Raw genomic sequence first — 17594 nt, 5'->3', positions numbered from 1 at the left:
GGCGGTCTATGGTGGCCCGCATGGGAAATCTCGCATCGTTGCTGGAGAACTCGGCCGAAAAGTACGCCGACCGCACCGCGATCGTGTTCGGCGACAGCCGGTTCACGTACGCGCAGGTGAACGGGGCGGCCAACAAGGTCGCCAACCTGCTGGTCTCGCGCGGCATCGAACCGGGCGACAAGGTGGCCCTGTCCTGCCCGAACCTGCCGTACTTCTCGATCATCTACTACGGCATCCTCAAGGCCGGCGCGACCGTGGTGCCGCTCAACGTGCTGCTGAAGGCGCGCGAGGTGGCGTACCACCTCGACGACTCCGGAGCGAAGGCGTACTTCTCGTTCGAGGGCACGCCCGAGCTGCCCATCGGTGAAGCCGCCTGGGAGGGTTTCCAGAACACCGACTCCTGCAAGGAGTTCTTCCTCATCAAGCTCGACTCCGAGGCGCCCGCGCCGATCGAGCCGCCGGAGTACTACGCGCCGCTGGTCGCCGACCAGCCGCCGACGTTCGACACCACCTCGACCGATGACGACGACACCGCCGTCATCCTCTACACGTCCGGCACCACCGGCCAGCCCAAGGGCGCCGAGCTGCGGCATCGCAACATGCGCGACAACGCGCTCGTGAGCGGCGAGCTGTTCGGGTCGGACCCGGAACATCCCGACACCTACCTCTGCGTGCTCCCGCTGTTCCACTCCTTCGGCCAGACCGTCATCCAGAACGGCGGCTTTGCCGCCGGCGGCACCGTCGTGATGCTGCCGAGGTTCGAGGCCGAGCCGGCCCTCAAGACGATGCTGCGCGAGAGCGTCACGTTCTTCGCCGGGGTCCCGACGATGTACTGGGGTCTCCTCGGGGCGCTCGACGAGAGCTACGACGTCAAGACGCTGGCCGACAACCTGCGGGTCGCGGCCGCCGGTGGTGCAGCCCTCCCGGTCGACATCCACAAGCAGTTCAAGGAGCGCTTCGGCGTCACGATCCTCGAGGGTTACGGGCTGTCTGAGACGTCGCCGGTGGCCAGCTTCTCGCCCAAGGGCGAGGAGCCGCGGGTCGGCTCCATCGGCATCCCGATCCCGGGCGTGGAGATGAAGCTCATCAACGACGACTGGTCCGACGTGCCCGTCGGCGACGACGAGATCGGCGAGATCGCCATCAAGGGGCACAACATCATGAAGGGCTACCACGGTCGCCCCGACGCGACCGACGAAGCGATCCGCGACGGCTGGTTCCGCTCCGGTGACCTCGGCCGCAAGGACTCAGACGGCTTCTACTACATCGTCGACCGGTCCAAGGACATGATCATCCGCGGCGGCTACAACGTGTATCCGCGCGAGCTGGAGGAGGTGCTCATGGAGCACCCGGCAGTCTCGCTGGTCGCCGTCATCGGCGTGTCGCACGAGTCGCACGGCGAGGAGATCAAGGCCGTCGTCGTCAAGAACAAGGACCACGACGACGTCAGCGAGGACGACCTCGTGGCGTGGGGCAAGGAGCAGTTCGCTGCGTACAAGTACCCCCGCATCGTGGAGTTCAAGGACGAGCTCCCCATGACCTCGACGGGCAAGATCCTCAAGCGCGAGCTCGAATAGCTGCTGGACATCACCACCAGCAAGTCAGGGCACTCAGATGAAGATCGTCTCCGCCCACGAGGGCGTCATCCCGATCAGCTCCTCGATGAGCAATGCGTTCATCGACTTCTCATCGATGGACTGCTCCATCCTCGCGCTGGTCTCCGACGTGGTCGTCGACGGCAAGCCTCTGGTCGGCTATGGCTTCAACTCCAATGGCCGCTACAGTGCCGGCGACATCCTGCGCCGCCGCATCCTGCCTCGCCTGATGGACGCCCCAGCCGACAGCTTGCTGGACGAGACCGGTGAGCTCTCGCCCTCGGTGGCTTGGGACGTGATGATGCGCAACGAGAAGCCTGGTGGGCACGGTGAGCGGTCGGTGGCGGTGGGCGTGGTCGACATGGCGCTGCACGACCTGGCCGCCAAGATTGCAGGAATTCCGCTCTACCGCTGGATCTCCGACCACTACGGTGACGGCGAGCCCGATGAGTCGGTCTTCGTCTACGCCGCAGGCGGCTACTACGCACCGGGCAAGACCCACCGCAACCTCCAGGACGAGATGAAGGGCTTTCTCGACGCCGGCTACAACGTCGTCAAGATGAAGATTGGTGGCGCCGACCTGGCCGAGGACCTGCGCCGGATCGAGGCCGTCATCGAGGTCCTCGACGGTGACGGCTCCCGCCTTGCAGTCGACGTCAACGGCAGGTTCGACCTCGACACCGCCCTCGAGTACGGCCGCGGACTCGACCCGTACGGCCTGTTCTGGTTCGAGGAGGTCGGCGACCCTCTGGACTACGGCCTCAACGCCACCTTGTCCGAGCACTACCGCAACCCCATAGCGACCGGGGAGAACCTGTTCTCCCTCCAGGACGCTCGCAACCTCATCCGGTACGCCGGCATGCGTCCGGACCGGGACTACATCCAGGTCGATCCTGCCCTGAGCTACGGCCTGGTCGAGTATCGACGGATTCTGGACATGCTCGCTCAGCACGGGTGGTCCTCGCGTCGCTGCATCCCCCACGGCGGACACCAGTTCTCCCTGCACATCGCCGCATCACTCAAGCTCGGCGGCAACGAGTCCTACCCCGGGGAATTCCAACCGACTGGCGGCTTCGCCGACGACGCAGTCGTGGAGAACAGCAGGGTTGCGCTCGGTGACAAACCCGGCATCGGCTTGGAAGCCAAGGCCAACTTCTACGAAGTCCTTCGTGACCTGCACACATGAGCACGCCGGGGCGCTTCGGCTCTCCTGCGGTTGTGCCATGGGTCACACGGCCCCAGAATGTATGCAATCGACCGATACCGATCGGTCAGGGGATCAGGGGGATGGAAACGATGCATGCCGATCGCAGCACGCCTCGACGCCGGGGACACCGAGCCAGGATCTTGGCGGTCGCCGCCACAGGAACCCTGATTCTCGCGGCCTGTGGGCAGGGCGGGGGAGGCGACACCGCTGCATACCCCGATGACTCGATCACCATCACGGTCCCGTTCGCCGCGGGTGGCCCCACGGACACCGTGACCCGACTGGTCGCGAAGCCAATGAGCAAGGAGCTCGGCCAAGAGATCGTGGTCAAGAACGCCGAGGGAGCCGGCGGCACTCTCGCCGCGGGCGACGTGGCCAACTCCGAACCGGATGGATACAACCTGCTGATGCATCACATCGGCATGTCAACCGCACCGGCGCTCTACCCCGATCTGGCCTTCGACCCGTTGAAGGACTTCAAGACGATCGGGCTGGTCACCGACGTCCCGATGACCATCGTGTCCAACAAGGACTTCGAGCCGAATACGCTCGAGGAGCTCATCACCTACGTGAAGGCCAACGCCGACAAGGTGACACTCGCCAACGCGGGTGTCGGAGCGGCCTCGCACCTGTGTGGACTCCTGATCGAGCAGGCGGCCGGCGTCGACCTGAACGAGGTGCCGTACGACGGCACCGGCCCGGCCCTGACGGACCTGGTGGGCGGCCAGGTCGACTTCATGTGCGATCAGACCACGAACACCGTCCCCCAGATCAAGGGCGACAAGGTCAAGGCCTTCGCGGTGACCACGCCGGAGCGCATCGAGGTCCTGCCGGACCTGCAGACGACGGCCGAAGCCGGACAGCCCGACATCAAGGTCGGTGTCTGGCACGGCCTCTACGCGCCCGCCGAGACCCCTGACGAGGTCGTGAAGGCCGTGACCGACGCGCTGGCCAAGGCGCTCAAGGACCCCGCGGTGGTCGAGAAGTTCGCTGAACTCGGAACAGAGCCGGTGCCCGAGGATCAGGTCACGCCTGAAGCGCAGACGAAGCTCCTCACGGAGCAGATCGACCTCTGGACGCCCGTCATCGAGGAAGCCGGCGTCAAGGGGTCATGACGGCGGACTCGAGACCGTCGGCTCCGTCGGGCGAGCCGGCGGCTCCGTCGGGCGAGCCGGCGGCGGCGATCGACCGGGAGGACTCCGTCCTCGACGACCTGGTGGCGGGTGGCATCTTCGTCGCGCTGGGCCTGGCGTACGCGATCGGCGCGCGCGGCTACGAGCTCGGCACCGCGTTCCGGATGGGTCCTGGATACGTACCGCTGGTGCTCGGCGGCGTGCTGGCGCTGCTGGGGTTCGCCATCATCGGCGTCGGTGTGGTGCGCTGGCGCCGTGCCGGCACGGCCGCCGCCGAGACGCCACATGGCGCCGTGCCGTGGCGTGCCATCGCGCTCCTGACCGCGTCGATCATCGTCTTCGGGGCCGGGGTCGAACCGCTCGGACTCGTTCCGGCGCTGCTCGTGACGACGTTCCTGGCTGCCCTCGCCGACCGGAACAACTCGCTTCTGGCGTCGGCGGTCATCGCGGTGGGACTGACGGTGGCGTGTGTGCTGATCTTCGTGGTGCTGCTCCAGCTGCGGTTGCCCCTCCTCGGGTCAGTGTTGGGCGGGTAAGTGGATCTCAGTGACCTCGTCCTCGGCTTCCAGACCGCGCTGACCCCGACGAACCTCCTGGTCTGCCTCCTCGGCGTTGCCCTCGGCACCATGGTCGGTGTCCTGCCCGGCATCGGGCCGACCGCGACGATCGCGCTGTTGCTACCGATCACGTTCAACTTCGACCCCATCGCGTCGCTGATCATGCTCGCTGGGATCTACTACGGCGCTCAGTACGGCGGCTCGACTACAGCGATCCTGCTCAACATCCCCGGAGAGTCGTCGGCCGCTGTCACCGCCCTCGACGGCCACCAGATGGCGAAGCAGGGGCGAGCAGGCCCAGCGCTGGCCATAGCTGCCCTCGGCTCGTTCTTCGCCGGAACAGTGGCGACGGTGCTGGTCGCCCTGTTCGCCCCGCCGTTGGCGTCTGCCGCCCTCCAGTTCGGCCCGGCGGAGTACTTCTGCCTGGTCGTGCTCGGCCTCATCGCGTCGATCGCCCTGGCGAGCGGGTCGCTGCTCAAGGCGCTGGCGATGATCGTGCTGGGCCTGCTGCTCGGGACGGTCGGCCAGGATCTCTACACCGGCACACCGCGCTTCACCCTCGGGTCCCGCGAGCTCTACAACGGATTCGACTTCGTCTCGCTCGCCGTCGGTCTGTTCGGCCTGGCGGAGATCTTCCGCAACCTCGAAGGCGGCATCAAACGCTCGGCGATCGTCGAGAAGGTGTCGCGCCTGTGGCTGAGCCGAAAGGAGCTTCGGGAGATCTCACCGCCGGTGCTGAGAGGCACCGCGATGGGCTCGGCGCTCGGCGTCCTGCCCGGCGGCGGCCACGTGCTCGCGTCATTCACGTCGTACTCGGTCGAGAAGAAGCTGTCCAAGGATCCGGAGCGGTTCGGCCGCGGCGCCATCGAGGGTGTTGCCGCGCCGGAGTCGGCCAACAACGCCGCCGCTCAGACGTCATTCATCCCGCTGCTGACGCTCGGCCTGCCCACGCATCCGGTCATGGCCCTGCTGGTCGGGGCTTTCGTCATCCAGGGGATCACGCCCGGCCCCAACGTCATCACCGACGAGCCCGAGCTCTTCTGGGGACTGATCGCCTCGTTCTGGATCGGCAACCTTCTCCTGGTGCTGCTCAACCTGCCGCTCATCGGCCTGTGGGTGCGCATGCTCCAGATCCCGTACCGGATCCTTTTCCCGGCGATCATCGCCTTCTCGACGATCGGCTGCTACTCGCTGGGGCAGAAGGCTTTCGACGTCTTCGCGATCGCGATCTTCGGGCTATTGGGTTACGTGCTCATCCGGGTCGGCTGCGAGCCCGTACCGCTGCTGCTCGGGTTCGTGCTCGGACCGCTGCTGGAGGAGAACCTGCGGAGGGCGATGACCATCTCTCGCGGGGACCCGACCGTCTTCTTGACTCGACCGATCTCGCTCGCCCTGCTCCTGATCGCTTTCGCCATCCTGATCATCGCCGTGCTGCCGGCCATCCGGCGTCGACGCGATGAGGTCTTCACCGAGGAGGACTGAGGACACGACCGCTCATCGTCCGCCGACTGCGCCGATAGGATGAACGCATGGCCCGTGTGATCGTCGACGTGATGCCCAAACCGGAGATCCTCGATCCGCAGGGCAAGGCCGTGCACGGCGCGCTGCCACGGCTGGGGTTCGACGGCGTCACCGACGTCCGGCAGGGCAAGCGGTTTGAGCTCGAGGTCGACGAGGCCGACGAGGCCACGCTCGCCGAGGTGCGTGAGATCGCCGAGACACTGCTCTCCAACCCCGTCATCGAAGACTATGTCGTCCGAGTAGAGGACACCGGTGCGGACGACGCCGGGGTCGACAAGGCGGCCGCCGAATGAGGATCGGGGTCGTCACCTTCCCCGGTTCCCTCGACGACGTCGACGCCCAGCGCGCCGTCCGCCTCGCCGGCGGTGACCCGGTGGCCCTGTGGCACGGCGACCACGACCTGAAGGGCGTCGATGCGGTGATCCTGCCGGGCGGCTTCTCCTACGGCGACTACCTGCGGTGTGGCGCGATCGCCCGCTTCGCGCCGGTGATGACCGAGGTCGTGGCCGCGGCAGGCGGGGGGATGCCGGTCCTCGGCATCTGCAACGGCTTCCAGATCCTGTGCGAGTCCCACCTGCTGCCTGGCGCGCTGATCCGCAACGACCACCGCACCTTCATCTGCCGCGATCAGGTGCTACGAGTTGAGAACGCGTCCACGGCCTGGACGTCGTCTTACCGCGAGAGCCAGGAGATCCTCATCCCGCTCAAGAACGGCGAGGGTGGGTTCGTCGCCGACGCCGACACGGTGAGGCGACTCGAGGAAGAGGGACGAGTCGTGGTGCGGTACCTCGGAACGAATCCCAACGGCTCGGTCGATTCCATCGCCGGCATCACCAACGATCGCGGCAACGTGGTGGGCCTGATGCCGCACCCCGAGCACGCCGTCGAGGACCTCTGCGGCCCCGGCACAGACGGGCTCGGCTTCTTCACCTCGGCCCTGGCCGCGCTCACCGAGGTCTGACCCGAAGGGCGGATCGCCGGCATCCGCCTTAGCGTGGAGCCCATGCCACCTGAGACGACGGCGACCCGGTCTGAGCGCGTTTCCGAGACCTCGTCGCAGTCGAGCACGCTGTCGCAACAGGAGCTGGTCGCCGAGTTCGACGCCGAGCTGCCGGCCCGCCGGCTGCCCCGAGGTCTCGATCAGGTCGTCACCGCCTACTGCTTCCTGGTGTCGCTCTTCGTGCTCTGGCAGGTCTTCTTCCCGCTGCGTCAGGGCAACCAGTACTCGCTCATCCTGTTTCTCGGGACCACGTTGCCGCTCGCGTTCGTGACGTACCGCGCCTGGTCGCGCCGTGAGGGCGTCGAGGGCAAGGACTCGCCTGGTTGGTCCGACTGGACCGCCGCAGCCGTCGCGGCCCTGGTCTGCTTCTACCCCGTCCTGCCGGTGGCGATCGGATCCGGTGGCGGCGGGTTCAACGAGTTCTTGAACCGGCAGGGCTCGCTCGTCGTGGTCGACATCGTGATGGGCGCGGTCCTCAGCGTGCTCATCCTGGAGGCCTGCCGCCGGACCACCGGCATCGTCCTCCCGATCATCTGCCTGACGTTCTTCGCCTACGCGTACTACGGCGGATTCCTGCCACCGAGCTGGCCGATCGGCCACGCAGGCTTCGACTTCGGGCAGATCATCAACGGGTTCTACAACGACCAGTCTGGCTTCTACGGCACGCCGCTCGACGTGGCGGCAACCTACATCGTGCTGTTCACCATCTACGGCGCCGTGCTCGAGGCCACCGGTGCGGGACGGTTCTTCATCGACTTGAGCTTCTCGCTGTTCCGGCGCTCGAAGTCTGCGCCCGGCCGGACCGTCGTGGCCAGCGGCTTCCTCCTCGGCTCGGTGTCCGGATCCGGCACGGCAACGGCCGTCAGCCTCGGCTCGGTGGCGTGGCCGATCCTGAAGCGCGCCGGCTACCCCAAGGAGGCCGCCGGTGGGATGTTGGCGGCCGCCGGCATCGGGGCGATCCTGTCGCCGCCGACGCTCGGCGCGGCTGCGTTCATCATCGCCGAGTACCTCGAGACGTCGTACCTGAACGTCCTCGTCTGGGCCATCGTGCCGACGATCCTCTACTACCTCGGCATCCTGCTGGCGGTGGAGATCGACGCCCGGCGTTTCGTCGAGTCCGCGCTGGACATGCCGCGGCGGAATCCGTGGCGTCTCCTCGCGCGGTTCGGCTACCACTTCCTGTCGCTGCTGGTGATCGTCGCCTTCCTCGCCATGGACATCGAGCCCTTCCGCGCCGTCGTCTACGCCACCGCCGTGGCCGCGGCGTTCGGCCTGGCGGAACGGATGCTGTCCCGGCGCGACCCGATGGACCCCGATGCCGAGCGACTCTCGGCCACCGGGGCGGCGCGCGGCTACGCCGTCAGCGTGTACCGAGCGCTCGCCGCCGGCATCCGTGCCGTCATCCCGATCGTGACGGTGTGTGCGGCCGCCGGCATCATCACGTCGGTCATCGTCAAGACGGGTCTCGGGCAGAGCCTGGCCGACATCCTCGTGTCCGCAGGCGAGGCGGTCAGCTCCAATCCCGACATCGTGCTCATCGTGACGGCCGTGCTCGCGGCGATGGCGATTCTGGTGCTGGGCCTGGCGGTGCCGGTCACGGCGTCCTTCATCATCTCGTGGGTGGTGATCGGTCCGGCGTTGCAGACTCTCGGGGTCGAGGCACCGGCCACGGCGATGTTCATCTTCTACTACGCGGTGCTTTCTGAGGTGTCGCCGCCGACCGCGCTCGCCGCCGTCGCCGCCGCCGCCATCACCGGGGGAAACACCATCGCGACGATGTGGCAGGCAGCCAAGTACACGTTGCCCGCCTTCCTCGCACCGCTCGCCTTCGTCGTCACCGACAACGGGTCCAACCTCCTGATGGAGGGAACGGCTCTCGGGGTCGTCTGGACGACGGCGGTTTCGCTCGTCGCGGTGGCGGCGCTCGCAGCCGCGACCGGCGGATGGATCGCCAAGGAGGCCGACCCCGTGCAGCGCGGGCTTTGCCTCGTGGGCGCGGTGCTGCTCCTGTACCTCCAGCCGATCACGATCGGCGCGGGCCTGGTGGCGCTTGCCGTCGCCGTGGCCCTCAACGTCTTCATCACACGAAAGGAAACGGCATGAGAACACACACGTGGAGCTCGCGTACGGTCGCGGGGATGGTCGGCGTGGCAGCGTCGGCCCTGATCCTCTCGGGCTGCGGCGGGCGTCAGGACCAGGCCAAGGACGACGGGGCCGCCGCCGATACCTGCAAGGCATCGGCCGGCCAAGTCACCATCGCGACCGGCAACAGCACCGGCGTCTACTACGTCATGGGCGGTGGCATCGCGAGCGTGCTCGAGGACAAGACCGAGCTGCGCGCCTCAGCCGCCGAGACCGGCGCCTCGGTGCAGAACATCGAGCAGCTGGTGGCCGGCGACTACGACATCGCCTTCTCGCTGGCCGACACGGCCGCGGACGCCATCGAGGGCAAGGGCTCCTTCGGCGAGGCGCAGCCCGTGCAAGCACTGGGTCGGATTCACACCAACTACACCCAGGTGGTGGCGCGCAAGGGCGCGAACATCGGCAGCATCGAGGACTTCAAGGGCAAGACCGTGTCCACGGGCTCGCCGAAGTCAGGCACCGAGGTGATCGCGAACCGGCTGATTGAGGCTGCCGGCCTCAAGCCCGACGACATCTCCGCCCAGCGGCTCGACATCGACAAGAGCGTCAACGGCCTGAAGGACGGCTCGATCGACGCCATCGTGTGGTCCGGTGGACTGCCGACCCCGGCGCTGACCGACCTGTTCACGTCCGACGCCGACAAGGTCGAGTTCATCGACATCATGCCGCTGCTGCCGAAGTTGCAGGAGATCAGCACGGTCTACGAGGAAGACTCGATCCCGGCCGAGACCTACAAGACGGACGCCGAGATCCCGACGATCTCCGTCCCGAACGTGCTGCTGGTGACCGAGGACTTCCCGGAGAACAACGCCTGCGCCGTCACGAAGGCGATCTGGGAGAACACCGACGCGCTCGCCAAGGTGCACCCGGCGGCCAAGGAGCTCACCCCCGAGAGTGGCATGGAGACCGATCCCATCCCGATGGCGCCAGGAGCCCAGAAGGCGCTCGAGGAGCTGGCCGGCGGATGAGCGAGCACTTGCTGCCCGTCGCTACCGTGAAGAGATGAGCGACATCGAGATCGTCCACGTGCCCGAGAACTCGCGCTATGAGATCCGGCTCGACGGCAAGACCGTCGGGTACACCGAGGCCAAGGAGCGCGACGACGGGGTCGTCCTGTTCTCGCACACCGTCATCGACGACGGGCACGAGGGAGAGGGGCTGGCGGCGAAACTCGTCGCCGGCGCCCTCGACCACGTGCGGGCCCATGGCCGCCGTATCGAGGTGACCTGCGAGTATGTGCTCGGCTTCCTCGTGAAGCGTCCCGAGTACCTCGACCTCCTCGTCTAACCCGGAGTGAGCAGGGCCACGTCGCGCCGATGCAGGTCAACAGGCTGCTGACTGATAGCATGTGAATTCGTGAACGTCGCGCTCCGCGCGCGTCCACCGCCGCCCGGCACGGCGCGCAGTCAGCGCGACCAGGATCTTCCGGGCTTCCACCAAGTCTGTGAGTTCTGTGTCCCACCCTGTCCGCGACGTCTCGTCGCGCTCGTTCTCCGATCTTTCCCTCGACCCCGCGATCATCGACGTCCTGCGTCGGCGCGACATCACCGTCCCCACCCCCGTGCAGCTGGCCGTCATCCCTGACGCGCTTGCCGGTCATCACGTGCTCGGCCGTGCTCGCACCGGCTCCGGCAAGACGCTGGCCTTCGGCCTTCCCGTGCTCGCCCGTCTCGCCGGCAGCAAGAGCCGTCCGACCCACCCCCGCGGCCTCGTGCTGCTTCCCACCCGTGAGCTCGCGAACCAGGTCGCGGAGGCACTCATGCCGCTCGCGTCTGCGCTCGGCCTGAAGCTCGCCACCGTCTACGGCGGTGCGCCGATGGGCAAGCAGATCACCGCGCTGCGTCAGGGCGCCGACGTCGTCATCGCGACGCCCGGGCGCCTCGGTGACCTCATCGAGCGTCGTCAGTGCCATCTCGACGCCGTCGAAGTGACGGTGCTCGACGAGGCCGACCACCTCTGCGACCTCGGCTTCTACAAGCCGATCGACCGCTTGCTCGCGGCCACCCCATCCGACGGCCAGCGCCTCCTGCTCTCGGCCACGCTCGACGGCCAGGTTGACAAGCTCGTCCGCCGTCACCTGCCCCAGCACCGCCGGCACGAGGTCGACCCGGTCGACCAGCTCTCCGACACCACGGAGCACCACCTGCTCGTCTCCGAGCAGACCGAACGCCTCTCGGTCGCCCGCGACCTGGTGACCGCCAACCCGCGGTCGATCGTCTTCACCCGCACCCGGCGTGGAGCCCAGCGGCTGGCCCGCCAGCTCAGCACCGGCGAGGTCGTGGCCGTCGACCTGCACGGTGACCTCTCGCAGGGTCAACGCGAGCGCAACCTCAAGCGATTCCGCTCCGGCGCCGCTTCCGTCATCGTCGCCACCGACGTCGCCGCCCGCGGCATCCACATCGACGGCATCGGCCTGGTCGTGCACTACGACGCACCGGCCGAGCCGAAGGCCTTCACGCACCGCTCGGGCCGCACGGCCCGCGCCGGCGAATCCGGCGCCGTCGTCACCATGACGACCCCGGCTGCACTCAACGACGTGCTGCGCATGCAGCAGAAGGCAGGCGTGGCCGCCCGCCGCCACGACTCCCGCCAAGCGCCGCGACCGCTCACCGTCGAGGCACTCGCCGACAGCGGCCAGGCGGCCGGGCCGGTTCCACAGCATTCCTCGTCGAGCAACGGGAACGGCAACGGCAACGGGAACGGCAACCGGAACCGCAACCGGAACCGCAACCGTCGTCGGCGTTCCCCGCAACGGGTCCGCTGACCTCGCGCTGCTCGCCCTGACATTCACCTGACGGACCTGCCACACTCGGCCCGTGGCTCTTCCGACCCTGCACATCCCGCGTGACCTCGGCGCCGCACGCACCAACCTGCGCGACAAGCTGCGTCGTGAGCCCATCGCCGACCTCCGCATGACCCCGCGTGAGCTCGTCGAACGCACGGAGCACGCGGAGCTCTACCGCTACGACCCGGTGCCGGGCGTCGAGCCGCACGGCAAGCCGGTGCTCTTCGTGCCGCCCTTGGCCGCGCCGGCGCTCGCGTTCGATCTGCGCCGCGGCTGCAGCGTCGTCGAGTTCTTCGTCGAGCAGGGACGGCCGGTCCACCTGGTCGACTACGGACCGGTGAAGTTCAGCCACCGCGATCAAGGCATCGAGCACTGGGTCGACACGCTGCTGCCATGGGCAGTCGAGCGGACGAAGACCGACGCCGGAGCGGACGTGCACGTGGCCGGGTGGAGCCTGGGCGGCATCTTCACGATGCTCACAACCGCCGCCCACCCGGAGCTGCCCATCGCCTCGGCCACCGCGGTCGCGAGCCCGTTCGACCTGCACGCGGTGCCGATCCTGGCCATCGCCCGGCCGCTGAACCGGGCCGGCGTGCGCATCGTCCACAGCACCTACCGTGTGGCCGGAGGCATCCCGGCGCCGCTCACCCGGCTGGGCTTCCAGCTGTCGGCGATCGACAAGTACCTCACCAAGCCGATCGCGATGCTGACCCATGCCGACGACCGCGACTTCCTGGCACAGCTCGAGGCCGTCGACCGGTTCATGAGCAACATGTACGCCTACCCAGGCCGCACGTTCGGGCAGCTCTACCACGTGGTGATGCGCACCAACGAGTTCGCGACCGGCACGATGCAGCTCGGCGGCCGCACCGTCGAGCTGGCGTCGATCGACAAGCCGGTGCTCGTCGTCGCCGGCCTGAACGACACGCTCGCCCCGATGCCGGCCGTCACCCACCTGCTCGACCTCGTCACCGGCTCGCCCGATGCCGACCTCGTGCAGGCGCCCGGTGGCCACCTCGGCGTGCTTACCGGCCGGGCCGCGCGCAAGACCACGTGGCCGGACATGGAGGAGTTCTTCGCGCGCCACGACTCTGCTTGACGCCGCCCAGGGCCCGGCACCCCTGCCGAGGATCGCCGTAGGCTGACCCCGTGCCCGAGATGCCGGAGGTCGACGCGTTGGTGGCCGACCTGCGGGGGCGTGCCGTCGGCGCGGTCATCGCCGAGATCGAGCTGGCGTCCATCTCCGTGCTCAAGACGTTCGACCCGCCGGTCGGGTCGTTCGCGGGTCTCGAGGTCACCGGAGCCGCCCGGCACGGGAAATTCGTCGACCTCGACGTCGACGGGCTGCACCTAGTCATCCATCTCGCCAAGGCAGGCTGGCTGCGCTGGTCCGAGAAGCTCTCCGACAAGCGGCTCAAGCTCGGCAACGGCCCGCTCGCCATGCGGGTGCGGCTCGATGCGGGCGACGGCCCTCATGTGGGGTTCGACCTCACCGAAGCCGGCACCCGCAAGGGGCTTGCCGTCTACGCGGTGCGCGACCCGCTCGACGTCCCGGGCATCGCGGCGCTCGGTCCCGATCCGCTCGCCGACGGCTTCGAGCTCGCTCCACTGCTGGAGGGCCGGCGCATGCAGGTCAAGCGGCTGCTGCGCGACCAGAAGGTCGTGGCCGGCATCGGCAACGCCTACAGCGACGAGATCCTGCACGCCGCCAAGATGTCGCCGTTCGCCATCGCGGCCGACCTCGACGACGAACAGGTGGCACGCCTCGAAACCGCCATCCGCGACGTGCTGGGTGAGGCGCTCGCCGAGGCGCACGGCAAGCATGCCGCCGAGCTCAAGGACAACAAGCGCAGCCGCATGCGCGTGCACGGCCGCTCCGGCGAGGCGTGCCCGGTCTGTGGCGACACCGTCGCTCAGGTGGTGTTCGCCGACTCCTCGCTGCAGTACTGCCCGACCTGCCAGACCGGCGGCAAGCCGCTCAAGGACCGCAGCACGAGCAAGTTCCTGAAGTAGGTGCTACCTCACGGCTTGTCGTACTTCGTCAGGACGACCTGTTCCTCTTCGCCCTTGACGGTGTGCTGCTCGACTGCTCCGACGCCCTTGGCGTAGAACTTGTGCTCGACCTCTGGCTCCAGCGGCGTGGTGTCCTCGGTCTGCAAGACGCCTTCCCAGCTCCCGACAGGACCCTCGATGGACTCGTCGAGGCTCAGGACCTTCGCGCTGTCCTCGGCCTCGCCCTCGAGGAACATCTGCCGGTACACATCGCCGACCTTCGGCTCGGCCAGCATCGCGATGCCTGCCTCGGCACCGTCGACTCCGGCTTCCCAGCCCTCGGTCTCGACCTTGCCGTCCTCGTGGGCCTCGGTGGTCTCGCCGAGGTTCCAGACGTTGCCCTCAGCGTCCTGGGCGTACCAGGTCTTGGTGTCGTCGATCAGCTCGCCGTCCTCGGTGACCTTCTCCGTCACGACAGTCGTCTCGACGCCGTCGACCGTCTTCTTCTTGTCGGTGACGGTGACGACGACGTCCTCGACGCTGTCGGCGGTCTTCTTCTCGTACGTCCACGAGGCACCCGGGACCAGCGGCAGCCAGGGGTTGTCGATCGCTTCGGCCCACTCGGTGGGGAACTCTCGGGCAGGGATGTCTGCGGGCTTGTCGACCGTCTTCTCCGCGTTCGGTTCGGCGTCGCTGCCACATCCGGCAACCAGAACGAGGGCCGTCACGGTCAGGAGTGCTTTCATCGTCATGCCACAAAACCTTAAGGGGAGCGGGTCATCCCACAGCAACCAGGGTCACGGCCGCCACAGCGAAGGCCAGTCCGACGCCCTGCCAGGCATGGATCCGCTCCCTCAGCAGGATGGTGGCCAGCAGCACGGTGCCCGCCGGGTAGAGGGCCGCGATCACGGCCACGACCGACAGCAGCCCGTGGTGGGTGGCGTAGAGGAAGGCGCCGGTTGCCGTCGCACCGAGCGGACCCATCACCACCGCCCGCCACGGCTCACGGGTGCGGGGGACGAAGGGTTGGCGGAGCGCGACGGCCAGGGCGATGACCCCGAGAACGGCGAACGCCTGGGCGAGTGCGAGCGGCATGAGACCGGCGTCGTCGCTCATCTGCCCGATGAAGACGAAGAGCAGGCCGAATCCCAGGCCCGCCAGGATGCCGTCGATGACGCCACCGCGATGAGTCGGATCCTCGTCGACGACGAGGGAGATGAGGTACATGGCGGGAAACGCACAGATGATGCCGATGACGGCCAAGGTGGACGGCCGGTCGCCGGTGGACAGCCCGACGATGACCGGGACTAGGGCGCACCCGACCGCCGACAGCGGAGCCACCACGCCCATGCGCGCATTGGCGAGCCCGCGGTAGAGGAACACCGCACCGATTCCGGCGGACAACCCCGCCAGAACGCCCCACCTCCAGTCGCTGGCCTCCGGGGAGCCGCCGACGACGAGAGCTGCCAGGGCGTTGAACGTCGTGGACGACAGCTGCGCCACCACGGCGACCTGCCACGGACTCGCCTTCCTGGAGAAGATGCCGCCGAGGAAGTCCGAGATTCCATAGGCCAGAGCAGACAGCAGAGCCAGGACGATCGCCACGGATGCAGGCTAGTGGGCGGCTCCTAGAGTGGTGGCATGAGGAGTCGACGGTCGTGGGGCGCGCGGGCCAATCGCGGCGTCAACGACATGGCGGCTCAGGTCGACGGCCAGACCGGTGAGGCCGCCCAGCGGGCCACGTCGGTCATCGTGCTCGCCGTGCGGGTGCTGCGCATCCCGACATTGCTGGTGCTCATCGCACCGCTTCCGTTCATCGCGGCGACCCTGCTGCTTGCCGTCAACGCCGAGGGCGCCGGACGCACGATCGGGCTCGTCGTCGGGCTTCTCATGGCCGCGATCTCGCTCGCGTTCGGAGCCCGTCGACAACGAATCCTTCGAGCGGTCGAGGAACCCACGGCGCTGGCTACCGAGCTCGGCATCGCGGTGAGCCTCAGTGGCAAGGTCGACGAGACACGCACCGCCCTGACGCAGATCGCCGGCGGCGGGGGTTGGCGGGTGCTGTCGCGACTGCGCGGCGTGTGGAGCGGGGTGGGCATGACCGGCCGCTGGATCGAGGGCGTCGGCGACCTGCCCCGAGCCCGCTACTTCGTTCCGCCCAAGATCGGCACCACCGTCACCCTCGCTATCGCGTCGCTGTGGCTGGTGCCGGTCTCGATCGTCGTGGCCTTCTTCGCGGTGATCGGTACCGTCGCCGGGTCGTTCTAGGCCGTGTCCGGACGCCGCGTGGAATTGGCAGAGGCACCCTAGGCCATGAGCGGCGTCCGGGTCGGCATCTCCGGCTGGACCTACGCACCGTGGCGCGGCACGTTCTACCCGAAGGGTCTGCGTCAGCGGGACGAGCTCGCCTACGTGGCCGAACGGATGTCGAGTGTCGAGATCAACGGCTCGTTCTACGCCCTGCAACGTCCGTCGAGCTACCGGTCCTGGCGGGAGCAGACGCCCGACGACTTCTGCTTCGCGGTCAAAGGTGGCCGGTTCATCACCCACATGAAGCGGCTGGCCGACGTGGAGACACCGCTGGCGAACTTCTTCGCCTCCGGCGTGCTCGCCCTCGGCCCCACCCTCGGGCCGGTGCTCTGGCAGCTGCCGCCCACGTTCCAGTTCGATGCCGAACGGCTGTCGGCGTTCTTCGACCTGCTGCCACGGACGACGGCGCAGGTTGCCGACGTGGCCGGGCGGCACGACGACCGCGTTCCCGAGGCCGTCACCGAGGTCGACGCCGACCGACCCGTGCGGCATGCGCTGGAGGTCCGCCACGCGAGCTTCGTCGACGCCGGCCTGCCGGACCTGCTTCGTGAGCACGACGTCGGCCTCGTCGTCGCGGACACCGCCGGCAAGTGGCCGCTGCTGCGGGAGGTGACGTCCGACTTCGCCTACGTCCGTCTGCACGGCGACACCGAGCTGTATGCGAGCGGTTACGACGACGAGGCGCTCGACCGGTGGGCTGCGTCGGTGCGCGAGTGGGCCGATGCCGGCGCCGACGTGTACGTCTACTTCGACAACGACATGAAGGTGCGGGCGCCGTACGACGCGATCGCACTGTCCGAGCGACTCGCCGACCTCATCCGTCCATGAGCCGTTGCAGCGATGGCGCGAAGCGACGCACCACCTCGTCGATGCCGGTGTGGGCGAGCGGTTCCAGCCGCAGGACGTATCGGGCCATCGCCATGCCGAAGAGCTGGGCGCCGACGAGTGTCGCTCGCAGCTCGCGGTCTTCTCCCTCGAGCGCATCGGCGATGGTGTGCGCCACGACGTCGCGGATGATCATCGGAATGGGCATCTGCTCCGGCGGGCCGGCGAACTGGGTGCGCACCATCGCGCTGAAGACCTCGCGATGCGGGTCCCACGCGCTGAGGAACGTCTGCAGGAGCCGCTCCGCCATGCCGTCCACGCCACCGGCGACGACGCCGTTGAGCTTCTCGATCGGGTTGACCGGCAGCTCGAGCGTCGCCACCAGCAGCTGGGCCTTGTCGCCGAAGTAGTGACTGATGAGGCTGGCGTCCACACCGGCCTCGCTCGCGATCGAGCGCAGCGATGCGCCGCCGAACCCGCGCGCCGCGAACTGCGCGCGGGCGGCGGCGAGGATGGCGGCCCGGGTG

18 protein-coding genes are annotated in these 17594 nt (G+C 68.1%); 15 read left to right on the top strand and 3 right to left on the bottom strand.

Features of this window, described 5'->3' with window-relative positions; genetic code table 11:
• Window positions 1–20 precede the first annotated feature (20 nt).
• The 13 genes from ACRDPN_RS15890 (at window position 21) to ACRDPN_RS15830 (ending at window position 13953) form a co-directional block, all read left to right on the top strand.
• On the top strand, window positions 21–1577 hold the full coding sequence (locus tag ACRDPN_RS15890; protein ID WP_431449657.1) for a long-chain-fatty-acid--CoA ligase: 1557 nt from the start codon (window positions 21–23) through the stop codon (window positions 1575–1577).
• A 37-nt stretch (window positions 1578–1614) separates the two neighbouring features.
• A complete protein-coding gene (locus ACRDPN_RS15885; RefSeq protein WP_431449656.1) occupies window positions 1615–2781 on the top strand; it encodes a mandelate racemase/muconate lactonizing enzyme family protein in 1167 nt (388 codons plus the stop codon).
• Between the two features lie 101 nt (window positions 2782–2882).
• On the top strand, window positions 2883–3917 hold the full coding sequence (locus ACRDPN_RS15880) for a tripartite tricarboxylate transporter substrate-binding protein (RefSeq protein WP_431449655.1): 1035 nt from the start codon (window positions 2883–2885) through the stop codon (window positions 3915–3917).
• Window positions 3914–4471 carry a tripartite tricarboxylate transporter TctB family protein gene (locus ACRDPN_RS15875; RefSeq protein ID WP_431449654.1) on the top strand — a complete coding sequence of 186 codons (558 nt, stop codon included), beginning with the start codon at window positions 3914–3916 and terminating at the stop codon, window positions 4469–4471. Before ACRDPN_RS15880 ends, ACRDPN_RS15875 begins: the two co-directional genes overlap by 4 nt.
• Complete coding sequence (locus ACRDPN_RS15870) at window positions 4472–5974, top strand: tripartite tricarboxylate transporter permease (protein ID WP_431449653.1); 1503 nt, start codon at window positions 4472–4474, stop codon at window positions 5972–5974. It abuts the gene before it with no gap.
• A 47-nt stretch (window positions 5975–6021) separates the two neighbouring features.
• Entirely contained in the window at window positions 6022–6306 is a 285-nt protein-coding gene (purS, locus tag ACRDPN_RS15865; protein ID WP_431449652.1) for a phosphoribosylformylglycinamidine synthase subunit PurS, read from the top strand.
• Window positions 6303–6974, top strand: a complete 672-nt coding sequence (purQ, locus tag ACRDPN_RS15860; RefSeq protein ID WP_431449651.1) for a phosphoribosylformylglycinamidine synthase subunit PurQ — start codon at window positions 6303–6305, stop codon at window positions 6972–6974. Before purS ends, purQ begins: the two co-directional genes overlap by 4 nt.
• A gap of 42 nt (window positions 6975–7016) precedes the next feature.
• A complete protein-coding gene (locus ACRDPN_RS15855; protein WP_431449650.1) occupies window positions 7017–9116 on the top strand; it encodes a TRAP transporter permease in 2100 nt (699 codons plus the stop codon).
• The gene (locus tag ACRDPN_RS15850) at window positions 9113–10123 is read left to right on the top strand and encodes a TAXI family TRAP transporter solute-binding subunit (RefSeq protein WP_431449649.1); all 1011 of its coding nucleotides are present in this window, start codon (window positions 9113–9115) and stop codon (window positions 10121–10123) included. The genes ACRDPN_RS15855 and ACRDPN_RS15850 overlap by 4 nt, the downstream gene beginning before the upstream one ends.
• A 34-nt stretch (window positions 10124–10157) precedes the next feature.
• Window positions 10158–10442 (top strand): GNAT family N-acetyltransferase, encoded by a 285-nt coding sequence (locus tag ACRDPN_RS15845; protein WP_431449648.1) that lies wholly within the window; start codon window positions 10158–10160, stop codon window positions 10440–10442.
• A gap of 157 nt (window positions 10443–10599) precedes the next feature.
• Entirely contained in the window at window positions 10600–11919 is a 1320-nt protein-coding gene (locus ACRDPN_RS15840) for a DEAD/DEAH box helicase (RefSeq protein WP_431449647.1), read from the top strand.
• 52 nt (window positions 11920–11971) lie between these two features.
• Window positions 11972–13039, top strand: a complete 1068-nt coding sequence (locus tag ACRDPN_RS15835; RefSeq protein ID WP_431449646.1) for an alpha/beta hydrolase — start codon at window positions 11972–11974, stop codon at window positions 13037–13039.
• A gap of 59 nt (window positions 13040–13098) precedes the next feature.
• Window positions 13099–13953 (top strand): DNA-formamidopyrimidine glycosylase family protein, encoded by an 855-nt coding sequence (locus ACRDPN_RS15830; protein WP_431449658.1) that lies wholly within the window; start codon window positions 13099–13101, stop codon window positions 13951–13953.
• Between the two features lie 8 nt (window positions 13954–13961).
• Here ACRDPN_RS15830 and ACRDPN_RS15825 read toward each other — a convergent pair whose 3' ends face one another.
• Together ACRDPN_RS15825 and ACRDPN_RS15820 are read right to left on the bottom strand one after the other, a co-directional pair.
• Window positions 13962–14684 carry a hypothetical protein gene (locus tag ACRDPN_RS15825; protein WP_431449645.1) on the bottom strand — a complete coding sequence of 241 codons (723 nt, stop codon included), beginning with the start codon at window positions 14682–14684 and terminating at the stop codon, window positions 13962–13964.
• A 25-nt stretch (window positions 14685–14709) separates the two neighbouring features.
• Complete coding sequence (locus ACRDPN_RS15820) at window positions 14710–15537, bottom strand: EamA family transporter (RefSeq protein WP_431449644.1); 828 nt, start codon at window positions 15535–15537, stop codon at window positions 14710–14712.
• Window positions 15538–15573: 36 nt separating this feature from the next.
• Here ACRDPN_RS15820 and ACRDPN_RS15815 point away from each other — a divergent pair, with 36 nt between their 5' ends.
• Entirely contained in the window at window positions 15574–16200 is a 627-nt protein-coding gene (locus ACRDPN_RS15815) for a hypothetical protein (protein WP_431449643.1), read from the top strand.
• Between the two features lie 45 nt (window positions 16201–16245).
• The gene (locus ACRDPN_RS15810; RefSeq protein ID WP_431449642.1) at window positions 16246–17070 is read left to right on the top strand and encodes a DUF72 domain-containing protein; all 825 of its coding nucleotides are present in this window, start codon (window positions 16246–16248) and stop codon (window positions 17068–17070) included.
• Here the strand turns inward: ACRDPN_RS15810 and ACRDPN_RS15805 are convergent.
• The coding region (locus ACRDPN_RS15805; protein WP_431449641.1) for a TetR family transcriptional regulator at window positions 17057–17594 on the bottom strand (538 nt) is incomplete at its 5' end. The genes ACRDPN_RS15810 and ACRDPN_RS15805 overlap by 14 nt on opposite strands.

Origin of the sequence: Aeromicrobium sp., from assembly GCF_050700635.1 — a bacterium.
Lineage (GTDB): Bacteria > Actinomycetota > Actinomycetes > Propionibacteriales > Nocardioidaceae > Aeromicrobium.
This window is presented reverse-complemented; position numbering and strand designations above follow the sequence as displayed.